23 protein-coding genes are annotated in these 18,508 nt (G+C 47.6%); 1 reads left to right on the forward strand and 22 read right to left on the reverse strand.

Going from position 1 to position 18,508, the window contains the following annotated elements; translation table 11 throughout:
• Positions 1–22: 22 nt before the first annotated feature.
• The 18 genes from J2X75_RS24750 to spoIIIAA all read right to left on the reverse strand — a co-directional run bounded on the left by J2X75_RS24750 (position 23) and on the right by spoIIIAA (position 13,552).
• Positions 23–928 carry a polyprenyl synthetase family protein gene (locus J2X75_RS24750; protein WP_397384237.1) on the reverse strand — a complete coding sequence of 302 codons (906 nt, stop codon included), beginning with the start codon at positions 926–928 and terminating at the stop codon, positions 23–25.
• Positions 921–1,178: an exodeoxyribonuclease VII small subunit gene (xseB, locus tag J2X75_RS24755; RefSeq protein ID WP_017687599.1), complete on the reverse strand. Its 258-nt coding sequence runs from the start codon at positions 1,176–1,178 to the stop codon at positions 921–923. The genes J2X75_RS24750 and xseB overlap by 8 nt, the downstream gene beginning before the upstream one ends.
• Positions 1,168–2,532 (reverse strand): exodeoxyribonuclease VII large subunit, encoded by a 1,365-nt coding sequence (gene xseA / locus J2X75_RS24760; protein ID WP_150364559.1) that lies wholly within the window; start codon positions 2,530–2,532, stop codon positions 1,168–1,170. Before xseA ends, xseB begins: the two co-directional genes overlap by 11 nt.
• Positions 2,533–2,542: 10 nt before the next feature.
• Positions 2,543–3,400, reverse strand: a complete 858-nt coding sequence (gene folD / locus J2X75_RS24765) for a bifunctional methylenetetrahydrofolate dehydrogenase/methenyltetrahydrofolate cyclohydrolase FolD (protein WP_017687597.1) — start codon at positions 3,398–3,400, stop codon at positions 2,543–2,545.
• A 117-nt stretch (positions 3,401–3,517) separates the two neighbouring features.
• Entirely contained in the window at positions 3,518–3,970 is a 453-nt protein-coding gene (nusB, locus tag J2X75_RS24770; RefSeq protein WP_017687596.1) for a transcription antitermination factor NusB, read from the reverse strand.
• Between the two features lie 222 nt (positions 3,971–4,192).
• The gene (locus J2X75_RS24775) at positions 4,193–4,426 is read right to left on the reverse strand and encodes a DUF2273 domain-containing protein (protein ID WP_017687595.1); all 234 of its coding nucleotides are present in this window, start codon (positions 4,424–4,426) and stop codon (positions 4,193–4,195) included.
• A gap of 14 nt (positions 4,427–4,440) precedes the next feature.
• Positions 4,441–4,980, reverse strand: coding sequence for an alkaline shock response membrane anchor protein AmaP (gene amaP, locus J2X75_RS24780; RefSeq protein WP_017687594.1), 540 nt, complete (start codon positions 4,978–4,980; stop codon positions 4,441–4,443).
• Positions 4,981–5,125: 145 nt separating this feature from the next.
• Positions 5,126–5,536 (reverse strand): Asp23/Gls24 family envelope stress response protein, encoded by a 411-nt coding sequence (locus J2X75_RS24785; RefSeq protein ID WP_017687593.1) that lies wholly within the window; start codon positions 5,534–5,536, stop codon positions 5,126–5,128.
• Between the two features lie 218 nt (positions 5,537–5,754).
• Positions 5,755–7,098: an acetyl-CoA carboxylase biotin carboxylase subunit gene (accC, locus tag J2X75_RS24790; RefSeq protein WP_091018133.1), complete on the reverse strand. Its 1,344-nt coding sequence runs from the start codon at positions 7,096–7,098 to the stop codon at positions 5,755–5,757.
• Between the two features lie 55 nt (positions 7,099–7,153).
• Positions 7,154–7,618, reverse strand: a complete 465-nt coding sequence (gene accB / locus J2X75_RS24795; RefSeq protein ID WP_036614903.1) for an acetyl-CoA carboxylase biotin carboxyl carrier protein — start codon at positions 7,616–7,618, stop codon at positions 7,154–7,156.
• A gap of 139 nt (positions 7,619–7,757) precedes the next feature.
• A complete protein-coding gene (locus tag J2X75_RS24800; RefSeq protein WP_310341191.1) occupies positions 7,758–8,588 on the reverse strand; it encodes a SpoIIIAH-like family protein in 831 nt (276 codons plus the stop codon).
• A 66-nt stretch (positions 8,589–8,654) separates the two neighbouring features.
• On the reverse strand, positions 8,655–9,293 hold the full coding sequence (gene spoIIIAG, locus J2X75_RS24805; RefSeq protein WP_307534653.1) for a stage III sporulation protein AG: 639 nt from the start codon (positions 9,291–9,293) through the stop codon (positions 8,655–8,657).
• 15 nt (positions 9,294–9,308) lie between these two features.
• Positions 9,309–10,139, reverse strand: coding sequence for a stage III sporulation protein AF (gene spoIIIAF / locus J2X75_RS24810; protein WP_310341195.1), 831 nt, complete (start codon positions 10,137–10,139; stop codon positions 9,309–9,311).
• A 31-nt stretch (positions 10,140–10,170) separates the two neighbouring features.
• Positions 10,171–11,313 (reverse strand): stage III sporulation protein AE, encoded by a 1,143-nt coding sequence (gene spoIIIAE / locus J2X75_RS24815; RefSeq protein WP_397376270.1) that lies wholly within the window; start codon positions 11,311–11,313, stop codon positions 10,171–10,173.
• Between the two features lie 68 nt (positions 11,314–11,381).
• The gene (spoIIIAD, locus tag J2X75_RS24820; RefSeq protein WP_017687586.1) at positions 11,382–11,771 is read right to left on the reverse strand and encodes a stage III sporulation protein AD; all 390 of its coding nucleotides are present in this window, start codon (positions 11,769–11,771) and stop codon (positions 11,382–11,384) included.
• A 32-nt stretch (positions 11,772–11,803) separates the two neighbouring features.
• A complete protein-coding gene (gene spoIIIAC, locus J2X75_RS24825) occupies positions 11,804–12,007 on the reverse strand; it encodes a stage III sporulation protein AC (protein ID WP_017687585.1) in 204 nt (67 codons plus the stop codon).
• A gap of 29 nt (positions 12,008–12,036) precedes the next feature.
• Positions 12,037–12,555, reverse strand: a complete 519-nt coding sequence (gene spoIIIAB, locus J2X75_RS24830) for a stage III sporulation protein SpoIIIAB (protein ID WP_036614389.1) — start codon at positions 12,553–12,555, stop codon at positions 12,037–12,039.
• On the reverse strand, positions 12,548–13,552 hold the full coding sequence (gene spoIIIAA, locus J2X75_RS24835) for a stage III sporulation protein AA (protein ID WP_036674989.1): 1,005 nt from the start codon (positions 13,550–13,552) through the stop codon (positions 12,548–12,550). Before spoIIIAA ends, spoIIIAB begins: the two co-directional genes overlap by 8 nt.
• A 263-nt stretch (positions 13,553–13,815) precedes the next feature.
• Between spoIIIAA and J2X75_RS24840 the strand changes: the two genes are divergently transcribed.
• Entirely contained in the window at positions 13,816–14,565 is a 750-nt protein-coding gene (locus J2X75_RS24840) for a 2-phosphosulfolactate phosphatase (protein ID WP_310341205.1), read from the forward strand.
• 86 nt (positions 14,566–14,651) lie between these two features.
• Here the strand turns inward: J2X75_RS24840 and J2X75_RS24845 are convergent, their stop codons facing one another.
• From J2X75_RS24845 to aroQ, 4 genes are all read right to left on the reverse strand, one after another.
• Positions 14,652–15,905: an aspartate kinase gene (locus J2X75_RS24845; RefSeq protein WP_047843625.1), complete on the reverse strand. Its 1,254-nt coding sequence runs from the start codon at positions 15,903–15,905 to the stop codon at positions 14,652–14,654.
• A 189-nt stretch (positions 15,906–16,094) separates the two neighbouring features.
• A complete protein-coding gene (gene efp / locus J2X75_RS24850) occupies positions 16,095–16,652 on the reverse strand; it encodes an elongation factor P (RefSeq protein ID WP_017687580.1) in 558 nt (185 codons plus the stop codon).
• 290 nt (positions 16,653–16,942) lie between these two features.
• Positions 16,943–18,016: a M24 family metallopeptidase gene (locus J2X75_RS24855; RefSeq protein ID WP_036674988.1), complete on the reverse strand. Its 1,074-nt coding sequence runs from the start codon at positions 18,014–18,016 to the stop codon at positions 16,943–16,945.
• Between the two features lie 39 nt (positions 18,017–18,055).
• Entirely contained in the window at positions 18,056–18,499 is a 444-nt protein-coding gene (gene aroQ, locus J2X75_RS24860; protein ID WP_310341211.1) for a type II 3-dehydroquinate dehydratase, read from the reverse strand.
• Between the last annotated feature and the right edge of the window lie 9 nt (positions 18,500–18,508).

Below are 18,508 nucleotides of genomic sequence, written 5' to 3' on the forward strand. Positions count from 1 at the left end.
AAACAGCACGTTTTATCAGAATCTAATGGTCTCGACGCATCAGGTAATCTGCAATTTCCAGCAATCTGGATGCATCAGGTAACTCAGCTCTTTCGAGTGCGTCTTTCGCAGATAGGGTAAGGGATTTCACCTCAGCTACAGAAGCCTCCATGCCAATAAAATAAGGATATGTTACCTTCTGCTGATTCACATCGCTCTGTGTTTTCTTGCCCATCTTCTGCTCGTCACCCGTCAGGTCGAGAATATCATCCTGAATCTGGAACGCCAGCCCCAGATCACGGCCAAACACACGCAACGCTTCCAATTGTCCTTCCGTTGCTCCACCGATTCGTGCTCCAGCAATGAGGGAGAAAACAATCAGGTCACCCGTTTTGTGCAAATGAATATATTGAAGCTGTGCAAGATCAGTCAATCCTTGCTCGCCTTCCATATCCGCAACTTGGCCGCCGACCATGCCTCTTGCTCCAGCAAGTTCGGACATGTCCTCTACGATGGACAGCAACGCATCTGCCGCTACACCGCTACGGCGTCCAGCTTGAACAATGCTATAAAAAGCATGGGTTAACAGCGCATCACCTGCCAATATGGCTGTTGCCTCACCATATACCTTATGATTCGTTAATTTTCCCCTGCGGTAATCATCATTATCCATAGCAGGCAGGTCGTCGTGGATCAGTGAATAGGTATGAACCATCTCCACGGCGCAGGCTACCGGCATTGCAGCTGTACGCTGTGCACCGAAGGCTTCCGCCGCAGCAACGACCAGAAGAGGACGAAGGCGTTTGCCTCCGGCCATGAGTGAGTACTGCATCGCATCCGTCAGCGATTGGGGTACATCCCAGTGATCGGGAAGCGTGTGTTTCAACGCTTCTGTCACCTCAGCTGTGACCTCTTCGAGATATGCTTGAAACGAAGGACGATTACTCATGGACTTCACCGCTCTCATCGTCAGCAGTTCCGAAAGGCTTCTTGCGAAGCTCTCCATCTTCTTCTACGATCATCTCGATCTTACGTTCCACTTGTTCCAGCTTCAAACCGCAAAGTTGCGAAAGCTTCATCCCGCGTTGAAACAGATCGATGGCCTGTTCCAACGGAACATCACCATGTTCCAGCTGACCTACGATGTCTTCCAATGCCGCCATTGCCTCTTCAAAATTCAATTCCGGTTCATTCGCCATGGGTATTGTCGTCCTCCTTCATTCCCCAAACCTGACAGTCCAGCTGTCCGTCTGTTAATTTAATCTTAATTGAATCTCCAGGCTGTACATCCTTCGTTGACTTGATCAATCGCTGTTCTTGCTCATCATAGACAAGGCTGTATCCCCGTGACATGACTTTAAGCGGGCTAAGCGCATCCAGATGCCGCACAGATGATTTCCACTGTTGCTGCTTCGATCTGGTTATAGACCTGATCGCAAGTTCCAGTTGTCTGCGTGCTGCCGCATTCTCACGGCGTGCTGCATTGACCTGCTCACGAGGATTAAATCGTTGCAGTGCTGCTCGTAGACGCTCCTGCTTCTCTCCTGTCCATTTCATACGCGTATCCACTGTTCTCAAAAGCCGTTGGTGCATCATATCCAGTCGTTCCGTATGCTGCATCAAGGTACGTCTTGGATGAACCAGCACTGGCGAGCGCTGTAATCTTGCGAGCCGTTCGCGATTATGTACAGCACGCTGACGCAAGCTATGCTGTAACTGGCGCTGACGTTGTCCGATCTGATCAAGCAACTCAGCTCGATTAGGTACAGCTAACTCCGCAGCTGCTGTAGGTGTAGCCGCACGCAAATCGGCTGCAAAATCAGCAATAGTGAAGTCCGTTTCGTGCCCAACCGCAGAAATGACAGGAATATCCGAAGCGACTATTGCTCTTGCCACAATCTCCTCATTGAACGCCCACAATTCCTCCAGTGAACCGCCTCCACGTCCAACGATAAGTACATCGGCTTCTCCCATCCGGTTCAGGTTGCCAATCGCTTTGACGATGGAAGGTGCTGCACCCTTGCCTTGAACCAGAACAGGATATAAAACAACTTTGGCAGAAGGGTACCTGCGCTGGAGTGTGATCATGATATCCCGCACTGCCGCTCCCGTCGGTGAAGTTACAACCCCGATGGTCTGTGGATAACGAGGGATCTGTCTTTTTCGCGAAGGTGAAAATAACCCTTCATCCTCAAGCTTTTTCTTCAGCTGTTCGTAAGCCAGATACAGACTTCCAATCCCGTCCGGCTGCATATGGGTAGCGTAGAATTGATACTGCCCATCTCGTTCATACACCGAGACATTACCACGAGCAATAACCCTTGCACCCTCCTTCGGTACAAAGGGTAATCGCTGGTTATGGGACGCAAACATAATCGACTTAATCCGGCTGTCCTTGTCCTTCAATGTAAAATACATATGGCCGCTGGAGTGATGTGTGAAGTTCGAAATCTCCCCGCGTAGCCAAACGTCCGACAGGACCTGATCCGATTCCAGTTTCATTCGAATATATCGGTTCAGGTCTTTGATGGAGTAGATCTTTTGATCTGCCACAGACAAAACCCTAGGCCAATCCGTGAGCGCGCTTGGCAGCGATCAATGTATTTTGCATCAGCATTGTGATTGTCATCGGACCAACACCACCAGGAACGGGTGTAATTGGACCAGAAACTTCTTTCACGCTCTCGAAATCAACGTCTCCTGCCAGTTTGCCATTCTCCAAACGGTTCATGCCGACATCAATAACAACTGCACCCGGTTTCACAAAATCAGCATCCACAAAATTGGCACGGCCGATGGCTACAACTAGAATGTCCGCCTGGCGTGTAATTTCTTTCATGTTGGCGGTACGGGAATGACACATGGTTACCGTTGCATTCTCGCGTTGCAGCAACAGCGATACCGGTTTGCCAACAATATTGCTTCTTCCGATGACTACCGCATGTTTACCTGACATTTCCAATCCAGTACGCTTGATCAGTTCAATTACACCCGCTGGAGTACATGGAAGCAGACTATCGTCTCCAATAACAAGATTACCAACATTGACTGGATGGAATCCGTCTACGTCTTTATCCACGGCAATTGCATCAATGACCGCTTTCTCTTCGATATGCTTCGGTAGTGGGAGTTGCACCAAAATTCCGTTAATGGATTGTTGATTATTCAGCTTGTCCACCAGCGCAAGCAGATCTTCTTGGGACGTATCTGCATCCAAGCGATGCACTTCGGAGTAGAAACCGAGGTCGTGACATGCTTTTTCTTTATTACGCACATATACTTGGGATGCCGGATCTTCCCCGACGAGCACAACAGCCAGACCAGGTACTACCCCCTGTTCGCTAAGCTGTTTTACTTCTGTTGTCATGCTTGCGCGGATCTCTTGGGATACTTCTTTACCGTTAATAATAGATGCTGTCATTGTACTCTCTCTCCCTTATGTGAATATAAATTTAGAGGTTGTTCAAAAAAACCGCTTTTGATTACGAAGGATACTGAAAACCGGTCCTTTTGAACACGCACTATAGTTAATCATAACTTAAGATAATTTTGCTTTAATGGCGTCAACTTCCTGAATCATGCGTCCAAGTACGCCATTGACGAACTTACCGGATTCTTCTGTACCAAAATATTTGGAAAGTTCAATTGCTTCATTGACAGATACTTTTGCCGGAATATCATCACGGAACACCATTTCATACGTAGACAGTCGTAGAATCTGGCGATCTACACGTGACAGACGGCTAATCTGCCAACCTTTCAAATAATCCACGAGCAGCCCGTCAATGGCTTCCTTATTGTTCCAGGCTCCTTGTACAATCTCAGTAACATAAGTACGCATTACATCTGCATCGCGGATAACTACTTCGGTTTCATTATCTTCAGCAGCTTCATTGATCAACATGTTTACAGCTTCTGCTGCACCCACCTCATTCATTTCCATCTGATACAGACTTTGTACTGCAATTTCCCTTGCCAAACGTCTTTTCATGTCCTGCCTCCTGCAGCGCTCCGTCTGGAGCGTCATCATGCTTATTTTATAATCCATGCATCCATCTCATCAAATCCTGTATCGGTTAGATCGATGGCTTACACGGTATTGTTATTGTTATCCCTTTTCACAAAAAAACCTGCAATACGTTTCCTCCAAAAAACGGGCAACCTAAACTACAGCTCTATTTTCGGAAGAAACATATTGCAGGGTTCAGGTAGGTCACTTAAACGGACGCCAGCGATCGCCCAGCCATTGTCCCCACTCCCTCCAGGGAATGGACGAACCCAGCTTCGAATCGCTCCGTCTGCCTAACGTATAACCGATGAACACCAAGAGTGCAAAGAACAACATATCCCAAAAACCGATCCATACATAAAGAAATCCAAAAAAGATGCCGCCGATAATTCCGGTAATTCGGCCTCTGTGACTATCCCAAATCTCTTTCCACAGCATCAGTGAAACTCACCTCATTCCACTCGACTCTTGTAGTTAGGCGACTGGGTCACATTAGCGATATACACCGTGACAAAAGAAACCGGGATGCCCGTAATCTCTTGTACATGATCATGAATCGCCTTTTGCAGATCAGAAGTCAGCGCAGGAATAGGTGTCTCACCATCCACTACTGCACGGATCATAATCTCCAGTCCTGACTCAACCACACGTATGCGTGCCTTGACATCACGTACTCCCCGGAAACGGGAAGTTGCCTTCAAACAGAGATTCTCAATCGTCTCCATCGAAATCTGTACATCACCAAACTCAGTACGTTGATCTACAGACGGCAACGATGCACGCTCACGCCGAACCGAGATGTAGAAAAATCGCAAACTCAGGATAAACAAAATCGCTGCTGCTATAACCGACGCAACAATAACGTTTTGTTCCTGCTGGTAATTCAATTCGTAAGGCAGCACACCGCTAATCAGAAGAATGACGGCTGCCGATATTGCTCCAACGCTTATGCTGTATATAAACAACAGAAGCCGATCCAGTATTTTAGCCACGAACTGCACAGCCTCCCTTGCTCACTAACATTACTTAACCTGTTCAATAGCAAAAATCAGATCCTCATCCAGCTTTCGCTATAATGAAGACCTGTCCAAGACGGGATAACCCCCGGCAGATGATGCCGGGGGAATCTGTCTTCTTTTATTTTACGCGCTGACTGTTCAGGTCGATCTCTTCCACTTTCTCGGTGCTCTTGAACTGAACGTCATGAATGTGCACATTCACTTCATTAACATTCAAGCCTGTCATGTTCTCGATGGAACGTTTCACGTTCTGTTGAATCTCCGTAGCCACCTGTGGCAGACGGTATCCGTACTCGATAATTACGGAAACATCAACTGCAGCTTCACGTTGGCCCACTTCAACTTTAACGCCTTTGGAAAGGTTTTTGCGACCAAGCAATTCAGCAAATCCGCCAGCGAATCCGCCACTCATGCCTGCAACACCTTTCACTTCAAGGGTTGCCAATCCAGCAATCACTTCAATAACTTCAGGTGCGATCTGGATTTCACCGATATCCGTTCGTTCAAATTCAGTCGGTAGTGTACTCATAACTGTTCAACACACCTTTCGCGAGATAAGTTTGCGGCCATCCGTCAGGGCGCTGGACTCAGGTTAATCAACCTTCAGAACCCTTCCGGTCCGGCTTTACCGGAACTCCTGCAAACATCCGCGAGATGCGGGCTTATCCTTTGCAGGAGACATGCGCTCTTATTATTACATACTATATCATTTGGGCTACATTATGACAAACAAGCCCAATATACCTTTTAAATCTCGTTTTCTTCAAGAAATTTGATATCAAAGTCACCACGAATGAACGTTGGGTGCTCCAGCAATTTCTGATGGAAAGGAATAGTTGTAGATATGCCTTCAATTGCAAATTCCCCAAGCGCACGCTTCATCTTGGCAATCGCCTCTTCACGATTCGCTCCCCACACGATCAATTTTGCGATCATGGAGTCATAGAAAGGTGAAATGGTATAACCCGGATAAGCAGCACTATCTACACGAACGCCAGGTCCTCCCGGTGCAAGGTAGAATCCGATTTTGCCTGGTGATGGCATAAAGTTACGGTCCGGATCTTCTGCATTGATACGACATTCAATGGACCAGCCATTGATAACCACGTCTTCCTGACGGAATGAAAGTGGGTTGCCTTCCGCTACCGAGATCATCTCACGGATCAGATCCACGCCAGTAACCATCTCGGTTACCGGGTGTTCTACCTGAATACGCGTATTCATCTCCATGAAATAGAACTCGCCATTCGGGCTGAGCAGGAACTCCAATGTACCTGCTCCCGAGTAATCCACAGCAAGGGCAGCCCGTACCGCAGCTTCCCCCATCAATGTACGCACGTCTTCGGAGAGGATCGGACACGGAGCTTCCTCTACCAATTTCTGGCGACGACGCTGAACCGAGCAATCACGCTCTCCCAAATGTGCTGCATTTCCGTGTTTATCAGCAATGATCTGAATTTCCACGTGTTTCATACCTGTCAGGAATTTCTCCAGATATACACCTGCATTGCCAAATGCCTTTTGTGCTTCCTGCTGAGCAGCGGTAATCTGCTTAATCAGCGTTTCTTCATCTTCGGCAATACGAATTCCCTTACCTCCGCCACCAGCAGTAGCTTTGATAATGATAGGATATCCGATATCTCTAGCAATCATGATGGCTTCATCCATATTTTCAACAAGGCCGTCTGATCCAGGAATAACAGGTACTCCTGCATCTTTCATCGTTTGTTTGGCAACAGCCTTGTCTCCCATTTTGGTAATGGCTTCGGGTGAAGGCCCGATGAATGTAATGTTGCAAGAACCACAGATTTCTGCAAAGTCAGCATTCTCCGCCAAAAAACCATATCCAGGGTGGATTGCATCACATTCCGTCAGTGTGGCTACACTCATCAGGTTTGTGAAGTTGAGGTAACTGTCCTTAGACAGTGTCGGTCCGATACAATAAGCCTCATCTGCAAGACGAACATGTAGAGAATCCTTGTCCGCTTCCGAATAGACAGCTACCGTTGAGATGCCGATTTCACGGCAGGCACGAATAATACGTACCGCAATCTCTCCACGGTTCGCAATCAGTATTTTTTGAAATTTCATTTCGTTTTGTCCTCCTTCGAAGCTCATGCGGTTAGCTGTTAACCAGCTATAACGGTTATTCCGGTTTCACCAGGAAAAGGGGCTGCCCATACTCGACCAGCTGTCCGTTCTCAACCAGCACTTCAACGATTTCTCCCTTGATGTCCGCATCAAGCTCGTTCATCAGCTTCATAGCTTCGATGATACATACTGTTGTTTTCTCAACAACTTTATCACCAGCGCTCACAAAAGGACCCGCTTCCGGCGAGGAAGCTCTGTAAAAAGTACCTACCATCGGAGATACAATTTTATGTAAATGACTTGTAGTATCGACCTGCGGAGCAGCTTCACTTACCACTGCGGCCGGCTGTACTTGCGGAGCAGCAATCATTTGCGGTTGCACAGCAGCTGCTTGAACATACTCCGTTTTGCCCGGTTTGCGGATCGATAACCGTGATCCTTCATTTTCAATTTCCAATTCTTGAACGGAACTTTCATCTACCAGTTTAATCAGTTCTTTGATTTCACTCAATTTAAACATTTCCATTATTCACTCCTTCGGCATCATGCCAGTCTCACTAGGACGGTCATATGGCTTTATGTATTATATCATAATCATTAAAAATGGAAAGAGCCCGAGAGTACAACCAGCTCCCGGGACTGCATTTCCATGATTTGGATTACTGTTCTGTGACGTATTGCACGCTGATTTTGTTCTGTGAAACCGCCAATTCTTTCATGACCAGATCCACAATGGACACCGCCTGTTTTACATCCAGTTTGTCACTGAGGACCACAACTTTATACTTGTCGGCATCTTCTTGAACGATCGCATTAGCGAACTGTTGAGAGAGTGTCTCCTCAATGCCAGTGATTTTAGCTTCTTTTTCTTCAAGTGTACGGAGCTGCTCCGTTGCTTTGGCATTCTCCTCTGGTGTTTTACTCAAGTCACCTGCCACGGTCATCAGTTCCTCATACTTGCGATTGTTGCTCTCTTCACGCTGCCATTGGTAGTTCTGGAACTGGCTGCTTGCAGATGCTGTCGTATTCTGCTCTTCCATTTCCTTGAGGACTTCCTCATCTGTCTTGGTTGCAGTGCCGCCTGCCTGACCGTCTGTCTCGGGTGTAGTTGTTGCGCCTTTTTCGGTCTCTTTGTTGGTTTCTTTGCCTGCCTCACCCTTATTCTCGCCTGGTTCGACAGCAGGTGTTTTCTCTGCATTTCCAGCTTCTTTACCTTCCGTAGCCGCCGGTTCTTCCACAGCGCCAGCCGCACTTGGATCATTTTCAACTTCGCCGCTATTTACCACTTCATTCACAACCAAACCTTCTGTAGGATCAAGAATGCCTGCCGTCTCCTTGGCTTCCCCTTGCTTGATTCCATCCACTTGCTGACTGTCAGCCACCGGCGCGTTGACTGGACCGGAATCCTCAGTGAACAGATAATACGCGGACAAAATGACCATCAGACTCAGCATGGAAACGAGCCATACCGTTTGACGTTTGTTATTCATTAGAACTTCCTCCTCAAATTGGCTTCAATCTTATGAGAATTGAATCTTGTGATTCAACACATCAGATTAGTCTTGTTTGCGTGGTACAACCGAGATCCGGTAGGCTGCCACATTCAGTCCTTTTTCCACAGCATCGGTTATCAGGTCCTTCACAACCTTGTTCTCTGCACCCCTCGCAACAACAAGCACCCCACGGATCTGCGGTTTGAGCTTTTTGGTCACTATGGGTGTCTGATCCCCTGATATTTCGTACGTAATAATCTCGCCATCACGGGTATATTGCGTCATATGTCGCTTGCCCCCGCTAGCATCGGTTTCTTCGGTAAGTTGCTGAGAATCCTTCACATTCCGCTGAACGACCAATTCTTCTGTGGAATCCACGGTAACCATCACATCAACCGTTCCCACACCAACAATGTTTTCCAGCACACCTTTGATTTTGTCTTCAAATGCAATTTCGATCGCCTGAAAAGGATTCTGTTCCGACGGATCACTCTGTATGGATGCCATGGATGTTGTCGGGTCCGGTGGTTCCCGACCGATATTTTCGGAATCAATTTTTTTGACATTGACGAAGGAATTGAACAGCATGATTCCCACCCCGATCAAACCAAGGATAATCAGCCAGCGGAAGGTTTGACTTCGCCTTGCCCCACCCTCTCCGCCACCCATCCAGGTTTCCATCTTTTTGAACCATTGTTTCATCGGACACCCTCCTTCTCAGAGCACTCCAGCACTTTTGGGTTCTGTCACTTGAACGTTGTTCGCATCAACATCCCACTTTTCAGTCAACAATGTAATAATCTGCACCGCATGTTCGGACCTTGTGGATGTCTCACCTTGCTGCTTCGTCTCATCTGTCTGATCACGTATAACAGGTTCGGAAGACGCTTCATTTCCATCACGTTGCCCTCTACTCACATCAATCTGAACATCAGGCACTTCAATCTGACCGATCTGGATGGGCTGCTGTATTTGATGTGTTTCATCCTTCTCGGATTCTGTGTTTGTTCTAAATATGGGTTGTGTATTTGCAGCGACTTCTTGCTGCCCTGCCTTCACTTCTCCTCCTGCATCCTCTCCGGCCATCTCGACCAATACACGCTGGATTACAGGCAGTTCGACTGATGAGGCAGCTTCCATCTCGGTTTCATATTTACTCATGGTCAGCTGTACCTCTACGGATTGAACCCTCGCTCCTGTTGTTTCTTCAATCTGGCCTTTCATGACATTAGCCAGTTCTTTCGCTGTCCATTGTAAGGATTGTTCCTGTTCATTGGATTGCAGCCGCTTGCCCTGAGCTAATATCTGTTCGAGTGTTGCATTCCCATCCGATGGAGCATCCATTGCCGACATTGCCCGTTTCAGTTCGCCAACCGGATCACTTTTGAGCAGCTTGGTTATGGGTGATAAAAGGGTCAGCAGGATGAGAAGGCTCAGCACAAGCTTGACATAACGTTCCATGGATCGATTGGGTAACAGCATATCCACAAAAGTCGCCAGCAGAACGATCATGATCAATTCCTGGAGCCAGTTGCTCAGCCACCCCATCCTTTCCATCCCCTTTCTTGCCAACATACATTCAGCGCATCATGACAGTTAGATTGCCCGCGGTCAGCAAGATGGTAATTGCCAGAAAAAACATCAGCCCGACGGCTGCGAGCGCCGCAAATACGTAGATCATACTCTTGCCGATGGCCTGAAGGCATCCTACAATCGGGGTGTCTCCAAGCGGTTGCATAATGGCACCAGTTACGTTGTATATCAAGGCAAGAGCCAGGATCTTGAGTGCCGGAAAGGCACATAGAAACAAAATGATGATCACTCCGGTGAGTCCAATCGCATTTTTGACAAGTAAAGAAGCTGTAATTACCGTATCCGTCGCATCCGCAAATGTTCTGCCCACGACAGGGACAAAGTTGCCTGCGATGTATTTGGCGGCCTTCAGGCTAACTCCATCCGCTACGGAGCCCGATGCTCCCTGAACCGAGATTACACCCAGAAACATCGTCAGCAGGATACCCAGCAGTGCCACACTAATATTGCGGAGGAGGTCTGCCAGCTGTGTCAGCTTGTACTTGTCAGACAATGAACTGACGAGATGCAGAACAGCTGAGAAGAAGAGTAACGGGAATACCAGCAAGTGAATCAATGTACTCACCAGATGAATCATGAAAATGATGAGTGGATGTGTCACGGAGACGGTGATGACATTACCCATGGACGCGAGCAGTGTAAATAACAAGGGAACCATGGCCATCATAAAGTTGATCATGCCGGTAATGGCATCCTTGGCGTATCCAATCGCCACACTGAAGCTGTTGATTGCAATGATGATGATGACCATATAACAGATGGAATAGGCGATTTTGCTAATATTATTTTTCTCAAATGCGGTCTGAAGCGTCTCCAGAATCATGCTGAGTACGCTTAACATCACAATTGTGACCAGAAGCTTGCCATTATATAAAATTTCATGCAGCATGAAGGTTCCTATCGCTACAAACACCGATTTCAGGCTGAACCCTTCATTGCCGGGGATTAACATATCCATGAAGGAAGGGGTCTTCCCATCCGGGAAGAAACCACCGTATTGTTGCATCAGTTGATCCCAGTATTTCTCCACCTGATCCTTGGGAAGCTGATCGGCCTGCTGCTCCATCCACTCACCGGAAGGCGAGGTTGCAGTAACCTGTCCCAGGATACCAAACAGAAAACAGAGCATCAGCACAACCGTAAGGCGCCACTGCGGCTTATGATGCATTGATTTCATATGAAGTCCGCACACCCTTTCTACACCGGCATCAGCTTCATGACGGTTTCGATAATAATGCTGATGATCGGTATAGCAAGTACAAGGATCAGTACCTTACCAGCCAGTTCGATCTTGGACGCAATGCTCTCCTGACCTGCATCCCTGACAATCTGTGCGCCAAATTCAGCGATGTACGCTATGCCAATAATTTTCAGCACCGTTTTCAGATAGATACTTTCCATGCCTGAATTCTCGGCAAGCCGCTTCAACACTTCGATGACTGCACCGATTTTGCCAATCAACAACATGAAGATGACAATGCCGGTCGCGGCAGCAATCAGAAAGGCAAACATCGGTTTCTGTTCCTTAATGACCAGAATGAGCACTGTTGCGATGAGCGCCAAACCTACAACTTGGATAATTTCCACAGGTCACCACCATCCGGCTTCATGACCGTTTTTCATTGAAAAAGAAATATCGATTTGATCTCTTGTAGCAGGCTGTCCAGCATACGGACCACCATGAACAATACAACGACAAATCCGATTACGGTCACCCAGTGAGCCATATCTTCCTTTCCCATTTGTTTCAGCACCGTGTGAATCATGGCGATAATGATTCCGATACCCGCAATTTGAAAGATTGCGTTCACTTCTAGATTCATGACCTTGGCACCTCACTATCCCGGCTATTTCAGAAGATCAGAATGACGATTAACGCTCCGACAAGCATCCCGAGGCTTCGGCTCATTCGTTCATATTTCATTTGATCGGCCTGGGCACGGGATTCCTCATGCATTAGTTGTTGAATGGCTAACGATATATGTTTGGTCTGATCCTGACGGTCACTTGTGCCAAGGCTGAAGCTTAATTGCAGCATCACTTCCTTCTCGTCAGCCTTCATGGCCGATCTTCCCCACGCCAGATCCACGCCTGACTGCAGACTTTCCCGGGCAGTGAGTCCATGAGGAGGTTCCATCTGTGTAGCTGCATGAAGAAACAGCGTCTTTACAGGTTCTTTGGTCTGTGCTCCCATCTTGCCCATGGCATCGGGAAGTGGAGTGAGCCCATAGTTAATCTCCGTCATTAGTCGCTGGAGGGCTGCAATGAGTTCTCGCAACTGTCTCGGTCTTAATGCATACTGTCTGGCCTTGTAAAATCCGGCGAGGGTGCTCGCTAACAGAATAATTACCGCACCAAACATGTTAACCAAAGGCTTCACCTCCTGCCCCGGTCTGCTGCAACCCACGCATTTTGCCATCAGCCAGCCGAAAGGTCATGCCCCGGCTCGTCCGTTGCAGCTGGACATAACGTTGAAACATCTGCTCCGTAATTAAGGTTCTGAGGGCGGGTCTTGCCGACAGCTCCGATAGGTCACGACCATGAGCAGTCGCAATCACTGAGACTCCTGCATGCAGGGCTTCCATCACCGCCTCGGCATCCTCCGGACGACCGATCTCGTCCACAATCAGGACATCGGGCGACATGGAGCGAAGCATCATCATCATGCCCTCAGCCTTCGGACAACCGTCCATCACATCTGTTCGAGGACCTACGTCGAAGCCAGGTACTCCTTTGTAGCTACCAGCTATTTCGGACCTTTCATCTACAATGCCCACTTTCAGACGCGGACGTATTCCCTGAACCAGTTCAGTTCCCCCTGTAAGCTTTGTACCACTGCTAATTTGTCTCGCCAGATCTCGCAGCAACGTCGTTTTCCCTTGTTGTGGTGGTGATAGGATCAACGTGTGCAGGACCTGTCCGCTCTTCATATCGAGAAGATAAGGAAGGATACGATCAGCCACTCCATGTACCTCACGGGCTACCCGAACGTTAAACCCGTTGATGTCACGCAGGTATTCGACACGCCCACCGCTCAGTACCGTTCGGCCAGCAAGTCCGATTCGATGTCCTCCAGGTATGGTGATGAACCCTTTACGCAGTTCCTCTTCCAATGTATAAAGTGAATGGTTACTGATCAGGTCCAGCAACCTGTGCGTCACTTCTTTCTGAGGAACATACGCTTCTTCAGGATTCCCGGTCGGACAACCTTGAGGTGTCAGGAAGTGGTATGTGTTGCCTGCATTAATCTCCAGGGGTCTGCCTTCACGAATACGTACTTCCTCCACTTGTTCCAATAGAGCGGGTGGCATTCTTCCAAGAATGGTTCGGATCGGTTCCGGAAAAAGTTCCCTCCAGTTCACCTTCATGAGTAGGCTCCTCCAACCTTGAGATCATTTGGTTCACACTTCTGGCGCTTGTTCATATCTCAAGTTTATGCCTGTACATTTAATTTATGACGCTGAAATCTATCAATTCTTCAGAATACGGTTGAGAGTTGAAACCATAGATGCACCTTCTGTTCTAGGCACCCGTCTAGATGTGCATGCATATAGTATTTGCAGATAGGTAAGTTCCATTTCGGTTCAAAACAGAACTACCGATCCCCAGATACAGAAAGGAGTTGTGGGGAGTGCGAGTTGATGTCGTTGGCAATGTGAATGAAGTACGTACCATTGATATTGCGGGGCGAAGTGCAGTTGTCATTGATGTATTGTGTACGACCAGTACGATTATTACGGCTCTGGAGTATGACGCTTCCGCTGTGATTGCCGTAGAGACCGTTCCACAAGCCAAACAAATGGAAGTGAAAGATTGCATTCGAGGCGGGGAACGTTTTGACAAAAAAATCACCGGATTCGAGGTGGGGAATTCCCCCTATGAATATATGACTGAGGACATTGCAGATAAAACAATCATACTGACCACAACCGATGGAACCCGAGCCTTGATTAAAGCTTCCCGGGCGAAACATGTACTAGCTGGATCATTTCTCAATGTCAGGGCTGTCGCAGCAGTTCTCTGCCAACTTCAACGAGATGTATTGCTGTTATGTGCGGGGAATCAGGATGAATTTGCACTGGAGGACGCCTTGTGTGCTGGATGTATCATCGACGAACTGCACCGGCAATCCTGTTCTCCCCTCCAACTAAACGATCTCGGCATAGTACTTCATCAGGCGGTATCCCAATGTCAAGAGAGCATCCCGGAGCTGGTTCAGGGATCTGTTAGCGGGCGTAGGCTTGAAAAGTTAGGCAGGGTTCATGACATTTCATATTGTTCTCAATTAAACTTGCTGGATTGTGTTCCCGAGATGGGGGAGGGGAACCTCATGCAACCTTATAGAGGCATACGTGGCGGAAAGATGTTCAAGTTGATGTGAGAATTGCCATGAGAAAAACAAAAAAAGGTGTACTGCTGCCCGTTGGCAACAGTACACCTTTGCTAATTTACATACACAGAAGATACTTATCTGCGATCTTGAGGTCCACCGATAACGGCTTGCTCGGCAGTGTCGAGATCATATGCTGTATGCAATGCCTTAATGACGTCATGCAGCTTATCTCCGTCAATAACACAAGATACTTTGATCTCGGAAGTGCTCACCATCTTGATACTCACGCCTTCAGCGGAAATAACTTTGAACATCTTCGCAGCTACACCTGGGTGACTGACCATGCCTGCACCAACAATGGAGATTTTAACGAGGTTCTCCTCAGATGTGACTTCACGGTAAGGCAAGCGGCTGTGAAGGCCTTCAATGACACGTAATGCGTTCTCACGATCAGACAGCGCCACAGAGAACGAGAAGTCCGCTTTGCCATCCATCACTCCGCTCTGAACGATAATGTCCACATCCAGCTGATTGGATGCAAGCGCACCAAATACTTCGGCCAGAACTCCTGGTACATCCGGCACACCCAGAATACTGATGCGAGCCACGTTTTTGTCATAGGCAATACCACTAACCACTACGCCTTGTTCCATTGCTGCTTCCTCCTTCACAACCGTTCCTTCATTATGGTTAAAGCTGGATCTTACAATTAAAGGTACACCGGAATGCTTCGCGTACTCTACTGCACGCGGATGCAGAACCGCTGCTCCCAAATTAGCAAGTTCCAGCATTTCGTCATAGGATATTTCCTTCAGCTTGCGCGCAACCTTAACGATCCGCGGGTCCGTAGAATAGATTCCGTCTACATCCGTATAGATCTCACACGCATCAGCCTTAATTGCTGCCGCCAGCGCTACAGCTGTTGTATCCGAACCACCACGACCCAGCGTTGTGATCTCGCCGTCTTCCGTCATGCCCTGGAAGCCTGCAACAATAACAATGTTGCCCTCGGCAAGTGCTGCATTCACACGGTCAGGTTGAATATCATGAATACGTGCCTTTCCGTGAACCGGCTCTGTGCGGAATCCCGCTTGCCAGCCCGTAAACGATACTGCCTTACGTCCAAGCGCTTGAATAGCCATCGATAACAAAGAGATAGAAATCTGTTCTCCTGTCGTTAAGAGCATATCCATCTCACGAGCAGGCAGATCACTATTCAGTTGTTTTGCCTGATCAATCAAATCATCTGTTGTATCCCCCATGGCCGAAACCACGACTACACACCGATGTCCTTCATCAGCTTTTTCTACAACACGTCCGGCTACACGCTTCATGCGTTCTGTATCTCCGACCGAGCTGCCCCCAAATTTCATGACGTACAATGACAACGCAAATCCACTCCCTACCTTGTGCAGTATGCATAATTAATGTCCATCGTCATTATTCTCTACAAGAAATGACTTTAACCCAGTATATTACGAAAGCGCCTGATAGGCTAATCTTTTTTCGAAAAAACCCTCTGCCAAAGGAATGGCAAAGGGTTGTTAATACGTTTTATAGCTTACAGCTTGTGAAAGTTACGCACGGGAAGAGTATTTACCTTCACGTGTGTCAATCAGGAGAACGTCACCTTCGTTAATGAACAAAGGAACCTGTACGTTCAAGCCTGTTTCCACTTTTGCATTTTTGGTAGCGCCTTGTGCAGTGTTACCTTTAACACTTGGCTCAGTCTCGATGACTTTCAACTCAACGCTTGTTGGCAAGTCGATTCCCAGGATTTCACCTTGGTAGCTAACAATCTTAACGACCATGTTTTCTTTCAGGAAGTTCAATTCCCATTCCAGTTGATCACTAGTCAATGTGAACTGATCATACGTTTCGTTATCCATGAACGTGTGCTCTGTACCGCTTGCATACAGGTAGGATACGCCACGGTTTTCGATGATGGCACGACCAATAGTTTCGCCTGCACGGAATGTTTTTTCAACGGTGTTACCGTTTCGCAGGTTTTTCAATTTGGAACGTACGAAGGCAGCACCTTTACCTGGTTTAACGTGTTGGAAATCAAGCACGGTATAGATATCGTTATCTACTTGCACGGTCAAGCCTGTTTTAAAATCGTTTACTGAAATCACAAAAAATCCCTCCTGATATGGTTAAAAAGTAGGTGATATAAGACGATGGGTTAATGTTATATGTAAAATGAGCCCAAGAAAGGCCACCTCGTTCACTTTGATTGCAGTACCATCCTCCGATCGCTGTTATCCCCAGATTTTTTTGATCCCATTATCAATGGGAAAATCCGGTGATAAAGGCGAACGCTTCGCTTCTTCAGATTGGTTCTGCACTCTCCGTTATGGTGAAATTTCTTATTTTCAATTTAAATAACACATTAAAAATCGTCTTATATCCCTGTGGCTGTAATTTAGCCGATTACGGTGAACTTCTTGTCCGACTTCGTGAGAATATGAATACCCGTCTCGGTAATCACTACGTCATCCTCGATACGCACGCCGCCAAGCCCATCAATATATATACCCGGTTCAACGGTAACAACCATACCCGGTTTCAATACATCGTCGCTAAGCTTGGACAAGCGAGGAGCTTCGTGAACTTCCATACCCAGACCGTGGCCTGTGCTGTGTCCGAATTGATCTCCATATCCGTGACCTGCAATGATATCACGAGCCAATGCATCTGCTTCCCGTCCGGTCATACCCGGTTTCAGGTTCTCCAGCGTATGTAACTGAGCTTCCAGTACAATGTCATAAATTTTGCGCAGTTCAGGTACAGGTGTACCTGTTGCAATGGTACGTGTCAGATCTGAACAGTATCCGTCCAAAAGTGCACCAAAGTCAAATGTAATTAACTCATTCTGTCCGATGACCTTGCTGCTCGCTACACCGTGAGGCATAGCAGAACGTTCACCCGAAGCTACAATGGTGTCAAACGAAGAGGACGTTGCTCCATGTTTGCGCATGAAAAACTCCATCTCCAGATCCACTTCACGCTCCGTCATTCCTGGTTTTGCAAACTGCAAAACGTGGCTGAACGTGGCATCCGCCAGATCTGCTGCTCTCTGCATGACCGCGATCTCATCTTCATCCTTGAACATACGAAGTTGTTCCACGATCCCGGATACAGCTTTCAGTTCAATAGATTGAAGTGCTTCAGCATAAGCGGAATGCGTGCCAAATGTGACACTATCCTGCTCGAAGCCCACTTCTTTGATATTCGCGGATGTCAGCAATTCGCGCACCGTATCCATCGGCTTAGCTCCATGCTCCACAACGGTAAATCCTTTGGCTTGCTGAGGCGCTTGTGACATGTAACGGAAATCAGTCAGCAGATATGCATCCTGTTCCGTAATCAGCACATATCCTGCCGAGCCTGTAAAACCCGTCATATAACGACGGTTAATCGGGTTTGTAATCAGCATTGCAGTGAGTTCATGCTCACGCATGGCTTCACGCAACTTATTTACTCGTTTGTTTTCCATCGGTAACCCTTCTTTCTCTCACATTCCCGGGTTCCCGGCTCAGGTTTGTTTGTCCAGATGACGCACAAGAGCCAGCAATCCCAGTTCATAGCTTACTTCGCCAAATCCGGCAATCTGCCCGATTGTTTCCGCTGCAATCACTGAATGATGTCTGAACGCTTCGCGTGCATGAATGTTGGATAGATGTACTTCCACCGTAGGGACTTTTACAGCATTGATTGCATCACGTATAGCATAGCTATAATGGGTAAATGCTCCGGCATTCAGTATTATTCCGTCTGCCTCACCCAACGCTGCATGAATGCGGTCAATGATGTCCCCTTCATGGTTCGATTGATAAAAAGCGATGGAGACGCCAAGTTCATCAGCCTGTCTGCGAATTTTGTCTTCAATATCCTTCAGACTAAGCGTTCCATAGATGCCCGGTTCACGTACACCAAGCATGTTCAGGTTCGGACCATTGATCACAATAATTCGTTTCATCGCTGCTCC

It is taken from the genome of Paenibacillus sp. 2003, assembly GCF_031455635.1.
Taxonomy (GTDB): Bacteria; Bacillota; Bacilli; order Paenibacillales; family Paenibacillaceae; genus Paenibacillus; species Paenibacillus amylolyticus_B.

Excerpts from the sequence above, each read along its gene's own strand:
- spoIIIAG (WP_307534653.1), bottom strand. The coding sequence starts at position 9,293 with ATGAAACAATGGTTCAAAAAGATGGAAACCTGGATGGGTGGCGGAGAG.
- J2X75_RS24855 (WP_036674988.1), bottom strand. The coding sequence starts at position 18,016 with ATGGAAAACAAACGAGTAAATAAGTTGCGTGAAGCCATGCGTGAGCAT.
- spoIIIAA (WP_036674989.1), bottom strand. The coding sequence starts at position 13,552 with ATGAAGGTGAACTGGAGGGAACTTTTTCCGGAACCGATCCGAACCATT.
- J2X75_RS24775 (WP_017687595.1), bottom strand. The coding sequence starts at position 4,426 with ATGCTGTGGAAAGAGATTTGGGATAGTCACAGAGGCCGAATTACCGGA.
- accC (WP_091018133.1), bottom strand. The coding sequence starts at position 7,098 with ATGAAATTTCAAAAAATACTGATTGCGAACCGTGGAGAGATTGCGGTA.
- accB (WP_036614903.1), bottom strand. The coding sequence starts at position 7,618 with ATGTTTAAATTGAGTGAAATCAAAGAACTGATTAAACTGGTAGATGAA.
- spoIIIAF (WP_310341195.1), bottom strand. The coding sequence starts at position 10,139 with ATGGGGTGGCTGAGCAACTGGCTCCAGGAATTGATCATGATCGTTCTG.
- J2X75_RS24800 (WP_310341191.1), bottom strand. The coding sequence starts at position 8,588 with ATGAATAACAAACGTCAAACGGTATGGCTCGTTTCCATGCTGAGTCTG.
- J2X75_RS24750 (WP_397384237.1), bottom strand. The coding sequence starts at position 928 with ATGAGTAATCGTCCTTCGTTTCAAGCATATCTCGAAGAGGTCACAGCT.
- folD (WP_017687597.1), bottom strand. The coding sequence starts at position 3,400 with ATGACAGCATCTATTATTAACGGTAAAGAAGTATCCCAAGAGATCCGC.
- aroQ (WP_310341211.1), bottom strand. The coding sequence starts at position 18,499 with ATGAAACGAATTATTGTGATCAATGGTCCGAACCTGAACATGCTTGGT.
- spoIIIAE (WP_397376270.1), bottom strand. The coding sequence starts at position 11,313 with ATGCTCTGTTTTCTGTTTGGTATCCTGGGACAGGTTACTGCAACCTCG.
- J2X75_RS24785 (WP_017687593.1), bottom strand. The coding sequence starts at position 5,536 with ATGAGTACACTACCGACTGAATTTGAACGAACGGATATCGGTGAAATC.
- nusB (WP_017687596.1), bottom strand. The coding sequence starts at position 3,970 with ATGAAAAGACGTTTGGCAAGGGAAATTGCAGTACAAAGTCTGTATCAG.
- xseB (WP_017687599.1), bottom strand. The coding sequence starts at position 1,178 with ATGGCGAATGAACCGGAATTGAATTTTGAAGAGGCAATGGCGGCATTG.
- spoIIIAC (WP_017687585.1), bottom strand. The coding sequence starts at position 12,007 with ATGAATCTAGAAGTGAACGCAATCTTTCAAATTGCGGGTATCGGAATC.